Here is a 13,244-nt window from a genome sequence, read left to right as displayed (position 1 = left end):
TCTCTAGTGGTTGGTTGATGTGTACCTCCACAGTGGACTTTCACCACCTAGATGGTCGCCATGCCTGGCGCACAAACAAAAAACCTCATACACGGTCATGAGGTTTCATACTTTTTAATGTTTTGCTACTTCTATCCGATTGATTGCCCGATGAAGTGCTAATTTTGCTCGCATCACATCAATATTCGGATTGTTTGATTCGAGTAATTTACTAGCGCGTTCTTTGGCGCGTTTTGCACGTTCAACGTCAATATCAGATGCTTTTTCGGCTGATGGGGCTAAAATGGTTACTTTATCAGGTCTTACTTCTAAAAAACCACCGTTCACCGCTAACAAATCTTCAGTATTTTCGCGTTTTAAACGCACTGCATTAATTGTTAATGGTGCGACTAGTGGGATATGACCAGGTAATATTCCAAGTTCTCCATTCTCTGCTTTACAGCTTAGCATTTCATAATCATCTTCTAATATAGGTCCATCTGGAGTAACTACACTTACTGTTAGTGTTTTCAAAGTTGAAACACCTCCTAAACCTTAAATCATTAGCCCTGTATGAAGATGATAGGGAACTCCCTATCATCATGCATACCACTTTTATCTTAAGCCATTTCTTTTGCTTTTTCGACTACTTCTTCAATACGACCAACGAGACGGAATGCATCTTCAGGGAGGTCGTCATATTTACCTTCAAGGATTTCTTTAAATCCTTTTACTGTTTCTTGAACTGGTACATAAGATCCAGGCTGGCCAGTGAACTGTTCAGCAACGTGGAAGTTTTGTGATAAGAAGAACTGAATGCGACGTGCACGAGACACTGTCAACTTATCTTCATCATTAAGTTCATCCATACCTAGAATTGCGATAATATCTTGTAATTCACGGTAGCGTTGTAAAGTACGTTGAACCGCTGTTGCTACTTCGTAATGCTCTTCTCCAACAATTTCTGGGTCCAGTGCACGTGAAGTTGAAGCAAGTGGGTCAACCGCTGGATAAATACCTTGCTCAGATAAACCACGGTCAAGGTTTGTCGTTGCATCTAAGTGAGCGAATGTTGTAGCTGGCGCTGGGTCAGTATAGTCATCCGCTGGTACATAGATCGCTTGAATCGATGTAACTGAACCTTTATCCGTTGATGTAATACGTTCTTGAAGTTGCCCCATCTCTGTTGCAAGCGTTGGCTGGTAACCAACCGCAGATGGCATACGTCCAAGTAGTGCCGAAACTTCCGAACCTGCTTGTGTAAAGCGGAAAATATTGTCGATGAAAAGTAACACGTCTTGTCCTTGTTCATCACGGAAGTGTTCAGCCATTGTAAGGCCTGTAAGTGCAACACGCATTCTCGCACCAGGTGGTTCGTTCATTTGACCGAATACCATCGCTGTTCTTTCAATAACTCCAGAATCTTTCATCTCATAGTAAAGGTCATTACCTTCACGTGTACGCTCTCCAACACCAGCGAATACAGAAATTCCCCCGTGTTCTTGAGCGATGTTGTTAATAAGTTCCTGAATTAAAACTGTTTTACCTACTCCTGCACCACCAAATAAACCGATTTTTCCACCTTTAATATATGGAGCGAGTAAGTCAACAACTTTAATGCCTGTTTCTAAAATTTCTGTTTCTGTTGATAAGTTTTCGAATTTCGGTGATTCACGATGGATTGGATCAAGCTTCGTATCTGCTGGAAGATCCTCTCCTAAATCAATGTGTTCACCTAATACGTTAAACACTCGGCCTAACGTCACATCACCGACAGGAACAGAAATCGGTCCACCCGTAGTTTTAACGTTCATTCCACGTTGTACTCCATCCGTTGATGACATCGCAATTGTGCGGACAGAGTTGTCGCCAAGGTGTAATGCTACTTCTAATGCGAGTGTTCTAGCTTCGTTCTGTGCAGTTTCATCTGTATTATCAAATTCAACATGTAGCGCATCATAAATTTCAGGTAGTTGTCCTTCTTCAAACTTAACGTCGACAACTGGTCCCATTACTTGTGTAACATAACCTTTACTCAATCGATTTCCCTCCTAACTTCCTTTTCAAATATTCGATTCATAAATTATTCTAATGCTGCTGCTCCACCAACAATCTCGGTGATTTCCTGTGTAATAGCAGCTTGGCGGGCACGGTTAAATGATAACGTTAACTCATCTATTAGTTCGTCCGCGTTATCTGTTGCACTCTTCATTGCAGTCATTCGTGCAGCATGCTCACTTGCTTTTGCTTCAAGGAGTGCACCGTAAATTAAGCTTTCTGCGTATTGAGGTAAAAGAACTTTTAATATTTGTTCTTCATCTGGCTCATACTCATAGGTACTTGTCGCTTTCACACTGTCAATATTGGAAATCGGTACAAGTGTATTTATTTGTACAACTTGAGAAATGGCACTTACAAACTCGTTATAAATAATGACCAGTTCATCAATTTCTTCATCTTCATATAGTTGTACAGCATTAGAAGCAATTTCCTTAATTTCTGCATATTTCGGTTGATCTTGTAGACCTACAACAGTATCTGCTACAGGCATATTCTGTTTCTGGCAAAAATCAACCCCCATACGTCCAATCGCAATAACTGTATATTGCTCTTTTGATGTGTGTCTTTCTTGGACTGTTTGATGAAGTCTTCGAAGTACGTTACTATTGTACGCACCTGCTAGTCCGCTGTCCGCAGTTACAATAATATAGCCAGTCTTTTTCACTTCACGACGTTCTAACATTGGATGGGTAACATCCGTACTGTTACTTGCGATATTAGCAATAACTTCCTGGATTTTATTACTGTATGAGGAATAACGTTTCGCATTTTCTTCAGCTCTACTTAATTTAGAAGCAGACACCATTTCCATTGCTTTTGTAATTTGTTTTGTTTTCCCTGTGGACTTTATTCGGTCTTGAATATCTTTAAGTGATGCCAAGCTTTTCACCACCTCTCTAAAACAGACGTGTATGTGTTAATCGCATATAATTCTGTTTCATAAATTTAAATTTAGTTCTTTTCTACTGTAAAAATTACGCGTTCTTTTCAGTAGGTAAGAATGTTTTCTTAAATGCTTCAACTGCTGCTGTCATATCCGCATCATCAGCTAGTTGTCCCGTTTCTTTAATCGTATCAAGGACTTCTTTGGCATTTGTATCTGCCCATACATGGAACTCTTCTTCAAAGCGAACGATATCATCAACAGCAATATCATCTAATAATCCATGTGTTAATGCATAGATGATCATCACTTGTTTTTCAACAGGAAGCGGTTTGTGTAAGCCTTGTTTCAACACTTCAACTGTACGTTGACCACGATTTAGTCGGGCTTGTGTTGCTTTATCAAGGTCTGAACCGAACTGAGCAAATGCTTCAAGTTCACGGTATGCTGCTAGATCTAGACGTAGTGTACCCGCAACTTTTTTCATTGCTTTTATTTGTGCGTCTCCTCCAACACGTGATACAGATAACCCCGCGTTAATCGCTGGACGCACTCCTGAGAAGAATAGATCACTCTGCAAGAAAATCTGTCCGTCTGTGATGGAAATTACGTTTGTTGGAATATAGGCTGAAATGTCCCCTGCTTGTGTTTCAACGAAAGGAAGTGCAGTTAATGAACCGCCACCTAAATCGTCATTTAATTTAGCAGCACGTTCTAAAAGGCGTGAGTGTAGATAGAATACATCCCCTGGGAATGCCTCACGACCTGGTGGACGACGTAAAAGTAGTGATAACTCACGATATGCTGCAGCTTGTTTAGATAAGTCATCATAAACAACAAGTACGTGTTTTCCGTTATACATGAATTCTTCACCCATAGATACTCCAGCATACGGAGCTAAGTAAAGAAGTGGCGCTGGGTCAGATGCTCCAGCTGTTACAACGATAGTATAGTCTAGTGCACCGTAACGACGGAATGTTTCAACTGTTCCACGAACGGTTGATTCCTTTTGTCCGATTGCAACATAAATACAAATCATATCTTGATCTGCTTGGTTTAAGATTGTGTCAACCGCTACAGTTGTTTTACCTGTTTGACGGTCACCGATAATAAGCTCACGCTGTCCTCTTCCGATTGGTACGAGGGCATCGATCGCTTTAAGCCCAGTTTGAAGTGGTTCGTGAACCGATTTACGCGCCATAACACCTGGTGCATCTGATTCGATTGGACGTGTTTTTGATGTTTCAATTGGGCCTTTACCATCAATTGGTTGCCCTAATGGGTTCACCACTCGTCCGATTAGTTCCTCTCCTACTGGTACTTGCATGATTCGTCCTGTACGACGAACTTCATCGCCTTCTTTTATTTCTGTATATGGACCTAAAATAACGATCCCGACATTACTTTCCTCTAAGTTTTGTGCTAAACCTACGACACCGTTTGAAAATTCGACTAGTTCACCAGCCATTACATTATCCAAGCCATGGGCACGTGCAATTCCGTCCCCTACTTCGATAACTGTACCGACGTCTGAGATTTCAATTTCAGAATCGTAGTTTTCAATTTGCTGTTTTATCAGCGTACTGATCTCTTCAGCAGTAATGCTCATACCATGTCACCCCTATCCTTAAATAGTACTAGATGCGAATGTTTGTTTAATTCGATTTAGTTTTCCACTAATCGATCCGTCATAAATCGTATTTCCAACTCTGATTCTTAGTCCACCTAATAACGATGGATCAACAATATTATTAATTAATACACTTTTTTTACCAAGTTGCGTTTTCAATGAAGCTTCTATATTCGTTTGTTCCTCTTCAGATAAAGCACGTACAGAATAAACATCAGCTGCTGCAATTCCGTTTGCTTCATTATATTGTTCTACAAACGCATTAACGATTGAAGTAATCGTATCTATACGATGACGCTCAACAAGAATTTTTAATGTATTCACTACATCTTTATCATTTTGTTTAAACGCTTCATCGATGAGCTTCATTTTATCTTCATTTTTTACACGTGGATGATTTAAAAAGTTTATAATATTTTTATCATCTTTAAAAACTGTTTTCACTAGCTGTAATTCAGAAATAAGCTTATCAATCTTGTTATTTTCACTAGCTAGTTGAAAAAGAGCGTCTGCATATCGTTTGGCAACTACTGCTTCACTCATTGCTCTTCTCCTACCTGTTTAATATAGTCCTCGATCAGCTTATCTTGATCTTGTGCGCTAATTTCTTTTTCAATTACTTTACTAGCAATTAGGACAGATAATGAAGCAACTTGATCTTGAAGTGCTTGAATTGCTTTTTCTTTTTCATTTTGAATTTCTTCTTGGGCAGCTAGTTTAATTCTTTCTGCCTCATTTTTTGCAGATGCTACAATGTCTTGTTCTTGCTTCATTCCAGCGTTTTTTGCATCTTCAATAATTTGTTGTGCTTCTTGTTTCGTCTGTCTCAGTTGTTCAACAGCCTCTTTGGATGCTTTCTCTGCTTCAGCTCGACTTTTTTCAGCTGCCTCTATTTCCCCTGCAACATACTCTTCTCGTTTCTGCATCATGTTCATTACTGGTCCCCAAGCAAATTTGCTCACCAAGTACATAAGCAGGATAAAGAAAAAGAGCATGACTACCATATCTATTAAATGAAATCCTCCTAGCACACAATTCACTCCTCTCTAGGATAATACGTTATTTAAACAAAACTGTGGCGAAGTTTAACCAACTCGCTTCGCCTAATTAAAAAATCTATTATCGACCCATTACCATTAATGCAATAACTACCCCGATAATCGGAAGTGCCTCAACTAAACCAATACCGATGAACATAATTGTTTGCAATTGACCTCTTAGTTCTGGTTGACGTGCAACACCTTCAACTGTTTTACTAACGATAAGACCGTTACCAATACCTGCACCTAATGCACCTAATCCAACTGCGATTGCCGCCGCTAAAAGTCCCATAATATAAAATCCTCCCTAAAAGTATATATAATATTTTATAATTTCCAGTTTTATAATTATAAAGCTGGTTAATTAATATTTTAAAATTTCTTAATGATCTTCACTTACTTTGTGTGAAATGTAAACCATTGACAACATGGTGAAAATAAATGCTTGGATTCCTCCGATAAATACACTAAATCCTGACCATGCTAAATATGGTACTGCTCCACCGATAAATCCTAAAAATCCTGAAGTCGTTAATCCAACTAATAATGCAAGTAGTACTTCTCCCGCAAATAGGTTACCGAATAGACGCAAACCAAGTGTTAATGTGTTAGCAAACTCCTCAATAATCTTAATCGGAAATAAGAACCATACCGGAGTGAAATAACCTTTAACATAATGCTTTGTGCCACGTAATTTTATTCCATAATAATGCGATAGAATAATTACTAGTGATGAAAGTGTTAATGTTAAACCTGGATCGGCTGTCGGTGATTTCCACCAAACTTCTCCATTATAAATTCCTGAAAACATAACACCAAGTATGTTTCCTACCAAAATAAATGTAAATAATGTGATTGCTAACGGTAAAAATCTTTTCCCTGTTTTCCAATCCATTGTATCGTTGATAATTCCTCTGACAAAATCAAGGATCCATTCCATGACGTTTTGCGCACCTGTTGGTTTCATTTGTAACTTTCTTGCACCTAATACAGATAGGATAAAAACGATAGCTGATGTTACAATAATCATCAATACGTTTGATAAGTTAACAGATAGCCAAGGAATTCCGAATACATTTTCAATAATTGGTGCTCCATGCTCCATTGTCTCACCCCTCTTTCAAGTGCTTATTTCCTATTGAACCAAATGAAATCTATCATCATAACTGGATAAGCTGTCATTAGTCCAATAATAAAACCAATTATGCTTAAATCATAACGGATTGCAATTAACACACCAAGTGCCGCTGCTGCAAACCTTGATATCGTACCAATCCCTTTCCGAGAACCTTCTCTTTCAGCCGCTTCTCCAAGGAGATCTGTTTTACGCTGTAAGAGCCATAAATTGTAAAAACTTATACATGTTCCCAACAATAACCCAAGAAAAAAATGCTTGTTCGGCAAAATCCCTGCCCCAATTGCAAATAGAACAAGAAAAATAAGCATCCATTTCCTTTGCCTCTTAGCCATTGTACGATAATTTGACATAATGTACTCACTTTCGTCAGATCTAAACATTTATTTAGACATACAAAAAGTGTGGAATCTGTGTTTTTATGTAGATTTCTTCACATAAAATGGAAAATGCACACAGAAATTTTATTATAATAAATTCAATCCACACGAAGAATTTTACAATAGCCTATAGTCAATGTCAATTCATACAAGATGAGGTTTTGTGAGTTATATCACTTATAAAGATACTCTATTTGCTTGCAAGGGGCAACCTTCTCTTATTTTTGAAAATTCATGACAAATTTATGAACATTTGAAAAGTATTTTTCACCAAGATTTTTTAGCATTATTCATGATAATTCGTCCATTTTGTTTTGATTAGTAATTGCGGCTTTTCATCCCTTGCTCACCCGCGTTTTATTGCTTTAATCTTATTATGTTTAACATTTTCCTTAGGGCGTGTTTTCACCGCAGAATTCGTCAATTAACCATGTAGATTTCAGATTAACCACTTGAAAGTGAATTAACCACGGGGATGCCGTTATCCAGCTAAAAAACGATTTAACCACGTGAAATTCAATTTATCCACGCAATTCGTGAGTTAACCACGAGAAGCTATTGTCCAGCTAAAACATGATTTATCCATGAAAAATTCAATTTAACCACGGGAGAAGCATTTATCCAGCTAAAATACAATTTATTCACGAGGAACTCAATTTATCCACGCAATTCGTGAGATAACCACGGATGAAGCTGTTATCAAGCCAAAAAACGATTTATCCACGGAAAACTCAATTTAACCACGCAATACGTGAGTTAACCACGAAGCCTTTTACCCTATTTCACTCTAAATTTATCTCTGTTTCGTAATTTACAAACTCTCCATTCTCTAGCTGCACAACTATGATACCGTGAAAATTTCCACGATGTTTTATATTTCGTCTTTTTATTTCACCTTCATTCATACCAACTTCAAGGTCTCTCCATTTCGCTAATGTTCCTTCAAATACGAGTGAATGTGGATCATACAATTGAATTTGTACTGATTTTACGGGCTCGGGTATATACATTTGATATTTATAACTATCTTTATCTAGCTGGTTTATCTGAAAAGTGAAGCCCATTATTTTGGGATACTCCGCTGTCTCACTAATGAATACATAAGGAAGAGAAAACTCTTTTGTCTCGGCATTCAATTGTAACCAACCTTGATAAATTCCTTTTTCTAACTCCAACGTATTTACTTTTAATTGAACAGGGATTTCTTTCTTTTCACCTGCTTCAACGGTAAATTCTTTAGGTAAATGCCAGGACAATCCCTTTTCTTTTTTGGGGATCTCAAAATAATAATTTTGCGATTCATCTGACATATTTTCAACCGTAATATTAATCGTTCTTTCATCAATATGGCGCCCGAATTTTCCGAAAGATAGGAGAGGATCCATAATAATCGTGTCCGTTTCAATAGCCGAAGCAATATCAATTAATCCAGCCCCTTGCATTATTGGCTCTAATACTTTTCCTTCTTCTGAATGAATTTGTTGTGCAGTCGTTTTTATGGCTCCAAAAATTTGTTCATTCGTCCAGTCTGGTTTTGCTTCTTTTATAACAGCTATCGCCCCTGCTACATGAGGTGACGCCATACTTGTTCCGTTTAACATATCGTATCCTCCTGGTACAGTACTTAATATGTTTACACCAGGTGCGATAATATCAGGTTTTAACATCCAGTTTACCGTTACCGGGCCACGTGAACTAAATGGTGCAATTGTACCATCCCTCATCTGTTGTTCGTTTTTAAAATAGACCTCTTTCTCTTGGATATGCTTATCAATCCATCTACCGTCTTTTGTAGATATGATCGCGATTGGTATATCAATATTTGCCTCTTGCAATCCGGCAAGCCATTCTTGATTATTCGGTTTTATATTATAAATAATCACAGCAACTGCACCGTCATCTCGCAGTTTTAAAACCTCATCTACTACAGGTTTATCCATTTGTTTAATTAAGCCAATTTTACCTTGTACGTTTTTTTCATTCTCAGTGGCAACAATTTGATAGTCCCTTGTCAAATCCCAAGGCAAAGCAAATGTTAGTGGAGAAAGTTGAATTTTTCTCCTTACCGAGGGTTCATATAAATAAGGTACTTGACTTGTAGGTTGATATGCCCCGACTGACAGGGCAGATGTGGCAGTTGCTGGTGCACCAACTGTCCAGTCTGTTGGCCCAGCATTTCCATTTGCAACCACAACTGCTACCCCGTGCTTTGCTGCTTCATTCACAGCTTTACTCGTCGGATAATCGGGTCCATTTACCGTATTGCCAAGCGATAAATTCATAACATCTACTCCATCTTTCACCGCTTCTTCCATTGCAGCAATCACTTGTATTGATGTACCAAACCCTCCAGGACCAAGTGCACGATAAGCATAAATAGATGCATTTGGTGCCACTCCTAATAATTCTCCGTTCGCAGCAGCAATTCCGGCAACATGAGTACCGTGGGAAGTTGGCATCCCTTCCTCCTCCGTTGTTTCCATTGGTTCATCATCTAGATCTACTAAATCATATCCACCTCGATAATTTAATTTTAAATCTGGATGGTTGAAATCGATTCCTGTATCTACAACACCAATTTTTACTCCTTTTCCCGAATATGTTGTGTTATTGAGCTCCGATGGGATAAAAACATTGGATTGTTGAAATTTTGCTGGATTATTTAACAAGTTTTGTGCCCGTTCCGTTAGCGTTGTATAAGTTTGAACAGGGTGAATTCCTTTAATAAAATGTAAATCAGTAATTTTTTCAATTCGTTCTGGTCGTCCTTTTAAAGCAAGTCCATAAAATAACGTATCATATGTAGCGACCACTTCAATCGATGGATGATATGTTTCGATGTATTCTTTATGTTTTTTTGGATTACCTTTTACTTCCACAATAAGGGATACATCATTTACTTTTGAGGGTGTAGGTTTTGTTTCTTCATTTTTTATTTCAATATCAGGTACAACTTCAATAGAGCTAAATAGCCCGGTAAGTATTAAAAATATTAGTGCTATACGCAAATTAATCTCCCCTTCTCCGAGTAGTTTTTACCAAAAAAGGGAAGCTATTCATAGTAAACATTGTCGTTAAAAATGATGATTCTTCTTTTCTAAATGGAACATATAGCTTATACTATTACTAAGTAAAGGAGGTGAGTCAAATGGAAGAGAAAACTATTTTAAATGAAATTTTAAAAGCATTGGAAATTCACTCCAACAAAATGGACAAACGATTTGATCAAGTGGAGGAGCGACTTGAACGAGTGGAAGTACGACTTGATCGAGTAGAAGAACGGCTTGACCGCGTGGAAGAACGACTTGACCAAGTGGAAATGCGTCTTGACCGCGTGGAGGAACGGCTTGACCAAGTAGAAATGCGACTTGATCGAGTGGAAGAAAGGCTAGACCGTCTAGAGAAAAAATTTGATGGTACACGTGTAGAGATTACAGAAACGCAAGAAACAGTTGACTTCTTATCAAGTAAAACAATTCAACATGAGAAAAAACTCCGAGAACTTAAAAGTGCTTTAGCCTGAATTTTTAGCATTCGCCGTAAAATACTTGGTGAACGCCAAGTTTTCCAAGAACCTTCCAAAACGCCTCAAAGTTTTAAAATTCCATCAAAATATAACCTCTCCAGTCATTTATCCGGGGAGGTTAAACGTTATTAATGTGTGTTCAAAAAGGAGGATAAAAAGGACCAAGAAGTTCGAGGCGGCGCAGTTTCGAGCAGCGGAATGTATGCATTTAGATACATGAGCAGCGGAGAAACAAGTCAACGAAGAAATTCGTAGTGTCATTTTCACCGGACTTTTTGAACATCCTCTATTAATGATTGCTTTACTTCTTTTTTTCCTTCTCGTAAATTCGGGACAAATATTTATCTAAAATCCCTGTTTCATTAACCATCTCGACAATATATCTTCTCTCAACTTCAGATCATCATTTTCCTGTTTATACTTTCCAAGCCGTTTCTCACCAACAAGATTACCGTCCAACATGTAAAGAATGCGTTCAGTTCTTGCAGCTACTTTGATATCATGTGTTACTAAAAGAAGCGTTGTTCCTGAATCATTAATTTCCCGTAAGATTTCCATCACTTCAAACGCAGATTTGGAGTTTAATGCACCAGTAGGTTCATCGCCAAAAATAATGTCAGGGTTATTCATTAGCGCCCTAGAAATTGCCACCCTTTGTAGCTGACCTCCTGATGCTTGGGTAATATCATGATCCCTTAGTTCCGTAATCCCTAGCTTTTTCATTAAATCCATTGCTCTTTTGTTTAGATTCTGCTCCTTAGCTTTCTTCGCTAAATATGCAGCGAGGATTATATTTTCATAAATAGATAAGTTTTTTAATAAATGATGTTGCTGAAAAATAAATCCCATATGATGTAATCGAAGTTGAGCAAGTTCTTTTTCCGTAAGATTAGCTATTTCTTGACCTTTAAACAATACACTTCCTGCTGTCATTTGATCCATCCCGCTAATATTGTAAAGAAGCGTTGATTTACCAGAACCCGATGGTCCCATGACAGCGACGAATTCTCCCTTTTTAATGGACAGATCCACATTTTTAAGTACATGGACTTGATTTTCTTTTCCTTCATTGTATGTTTTATTTAATTTTTCAGATTGCAAAATGACCCCCATAAAACCCCTCCTTTTTAGACGCTTTTTCCAATAATCGATAACTTCTTTATACTGGTAATGCTGAGAATTGTAGTGACCCCGACAGCAGTAATTAATACGAGCGGGATAAACATATAAGCTGTCACTGGATTAATCATAAACTGAATGTTAGATGCACCCATAAAAGATAAAACAGTACTAACAATATTTTCACCGATTGTATTTGAAATAATTGTTCCGATAAAAATTCCTGCACCTAAAACAAATATCATTCGAATTACGTATTGCATTTTAAGGTTTCTATATGAAAATCCGATACTTTTCATAATGGAAAGCTGACTGGCGTCTTTAGCTACTAACATTTTAAGAAACAAGGTTGTAATTAATATGGTGACCAAAATAGCAATTGTTGCGATTAACATCGTAAAAGTCTTTAACTGCTCGGTTGTATTTCCAAATGTTTGGGTCAAATAACTATTGATATCTGTTACCTTTGCATTGGGAAACAGTTTTGTATATTCGTCCATTTTCACATGTATATTCACTTGGGGTTTTACATCTAAACTCACTTCATACCACAGTGCAGTTTCGTAGTTAAAAGGGATAAATGCTTTGGCTGTACGCCCACCATTCGTTACATCTTGGTATACGCCACTAACAACCATCTTCTGCTCTTTTCCATTTACTACGAGCTGAAGTGTATCCCCAACGTTTTTTTCAAGTTCTTTACTATTTAAATAAGATAGTGCAATTTCTGCCTCATTTTTTGGAGCGTGACCGTTTATATACTCCAATGGAAAAATAGAAAAGTCTCCCGTTTGAACAGTAATGTTTTCTTCGATTCCTTCATTATTTAGTACTTTAAATTGACTTGTAACTAGTGGAGCAAACCGTTCGACCTCTGAATCATTTTCAATCGTCTGAATCATTTGGTTGAAGTCTTCTACAATTTGATCCGATTGTTGCAGATCAATCCGCATATCGCTTTTTTCCACGCCCATATATTTAATAAAGTTAGGAGACTCTATCGTATTTAAAAAATTAATTGGAACAATGATTATAAACGTACAAATGCTAAACACAACTAAAAGTAAGCTGTAACTTTTACCTTGAGCAAATACGTCCCTTATAGCAAGAAAAAAATCTACATTTACATATTTATTCATCGGTAAAAGTTTTCGAGTGTTCGTCTCTCCAATTGTTCCTGAACGTATTGCTGATACCGCTGAAATACGATTAAATTTTCGAAGTGTTAACATACAAAACAAAACAATTAGAAGGAAAGTGAAACATATGGCAAGAATAGGTGTGGAATGATGAAAAAAGTTTTTAGGAGCAGTGCCAATAAAGACCATTATATTTTTGGTAAATAGCCGATTTAAAAATAAAAATGCTATATATCCAATTACAGAAGCTAAACCGGCAAGTACGATATACTTTGATAAGTACATTTTTTTAATGTCATATGAAGGTATCCCGATGGCTTTCATTACACCGATTTCGCGGTAATCTTCTTCC

At 37.5% G+C, this 13,244-nt stretch carries 13 protein-coding genes; 1 reads left to right on the top strand and 12 read right to left on the bottom strand.

The features are described 5' to 3' along the window. Window positions 1-114 precede the first annotated feature (114 nt). From ACPYKA_RS12435 to ACPYKA_RS12390, 10 genes are all read right to left on the bottom strand, one after another. Window positions 115-513 (bottom strand): F0F1 ATP synthase subunit epsilon, encoded by a 399-nt coding sequence (locus ACPYKA_RS12435; protein ID WP_479542581.1) that lies wholly within the window; start codon window positions 511-513, stop codon window positions 115-117. Between the two features lie 86 nt (window positions 514-599). After that, window positions 600-2,018 carry a F0F1 ATP synthase subunit beta gene (gene atpD, locus ACPYKA_RS12430; RefSeq protein ID WP_479542580.1) on the bottom strand — a complete coding sequence of 473 codons (1,419 nt, stop codon included), beginning with the start codon at window positions 2,016-2,018 and terminating at the stop codon, window positions 600-602. Between the two features lie 44 nt (window positions 2,019-2,062). Continuing rightward, window positions 2,063-2,920 (bottom strand): ATP synthase F1 subunit gamma, encoded by an 858-nt coding sequence (atpG, locus tag ACPYKA_RS12425; protein WP_479542579.1) that lies wholly within the window; start codon window positions 2,918-2,920, stop codon window positions 2,063-2,065. Between the two features lie 94 nt (window positions 2,921-3,014). Beyond that, on the bottom strand, window positions 3,015-4,532 hold the full coding sequence (atpA, locus tag ACPYKA_RS12420; RefSeq protein ID WP_479542578.1) for a F0F1 ATP synthase subunit alpha: 1,518 nt from the start codon (window positions 4,530-4,532) through the stop codon (window positions 3,015-3,017). 18 nt (window positions 4,533-4,550) lie between these two features. Beyond that, on the bottom strand, window positions 4,551-5,096 hold the full coding sequence (locus ACPYKA_RS12415; protein ID WP_479542577.1) for a F0F1 ATP synthase subunit delta: 546 nt from the start codon (window positions 5,094-5,096) through the stop codon (window positions 4,551-4,553). Continuing rightward, the gene (gene atpF / locus ACPYKA_RS12410) at window positions 5,093-5,557 is read right to left on the bottom strand and encodes a F0F1 ATP synthase subunit B (RefSeq protein WP_479542582.1); all 465 of its coding nucleotides are present in this window, start codon (window positions 5,555-5,557) and stop codon (window positions 5,093-5,095) included. Before atpF ends, ACPYKA_RS12415 begins: the two co-directional genes overlap by 4 nt. Window positions 5,558-5,672: 115 nt before the next feature. Further along, on the bottom strand, window positions 5,673-5,885 hold the full coding sequence (atpE, locus tag ACPYKA_RS12405) for a F0F1 ATP synthase subunit C (protein ID WP_336261104.1): 213 nt from the start codon (window positions 5,883-5,885) through the stop codon (window positions 5,673-5,675). Window positions 5,886-5,975: 90 nt separating this feature from the next. Then, on the bottom strand, window positions 5,976-6,698 hold the full coding sequence (atpB, locus tag ACPYKA_RS12400; RefSeq protein WP_479542576.1) for a F0F1 ATP synthase subunit A: 723 nt from the start codon (window positions 6,696-6,698) through the stop codon (window positions 5,976-5,978). A 23-nt stretch (window positions 6,699-6,721) separates the two neighbouring features. After that, a complete protein-coding gene (locus ACPYKA_RS12395; protein WP_479542575.1) occupies window positions 6,722-7,081 on the bottom strand; it encodes an ATP synthase subunit I in 360 nt (119 codons plus the stop codon). An 809-nt stretch (window positions 7,082-7,890) separates the two neighbouring features. Next, the gene (locus ACPYKA_RS12390; RefSeq protein WP_479542574.1) at window positions 7,891-10,116 is read right to left on the bottom strand and encodes a S8 family serine peptidase; all 2,226 of its coding nucleotides are present in this window, start codon (window positions 10,114-10,116) and stop codon (window positions 7,891-7,893) included. A 140-nt stretch (window positions 10,117-10,256) separates the two neighbouring features. Here ACPYKA_RS12390 and ACPYKA_RS12385 point away from each other — a divergent pair, with 140 nt between their 5' ends. Further along, window positions 10,257-10,631 (top strand): coiled-coil domain-containing protein, encoded by a 375-nt coding sequence (locus ACPYKA_RS12385; RefSeq protein ID WP_479542573.1) that lies wholly within the window; start codon window positions 10,257-10,259, stop codon window positions 10,629-10,631. A gap of 348 nt (window positions 10,632-10,979) precedes the next feature. On the opposite strand, the gene ACPYKA_RS12380 is transcribed toward ACPYKA_RS12385, so the two are convergent. Together ACPYKA_RS12380 and ACPYKA_RS12375 are read right to left on the bottom strand one after the other, a co-directional pair. After that, on the bottom strand, window positions 10,980-11,747 hold the full coding sequence (locus ACPYKA_RS12380) for an ABC transporter ATP-binding protein (RefSeq protein ID WP_479542572.1): 768 nt from the start codon (window positions 11,745-11,747) through the stop codon (window positions 10,980-10,982). A 14-nt stretch (window positions 11,748-11,761) separates the two neighbouring features. Beyond that, the coding region (locus ACPYKA_RS12375; protein WP_479542571.1) for an ABC transporter permease at window positions 11,762-13,244 on the bottom strand (1,483 nt) is incomplete at its 5' end.

The sequence above is a fragment of the Pseudogracilibacillus amylolyticus (SeqCode) genome (genome assembly GCF_051918545.1).
Classification (GTDB): Bacteria; Bacillota; Bacilli; order Bacillales; family Amphibacillaceae; genus Pseudogracilibacillus.
The sequence above is the reverse complement of the archived record's forward strand: the minus strand, read 5'-3'. Positions and strand labels throughout refer to the sequence as shown.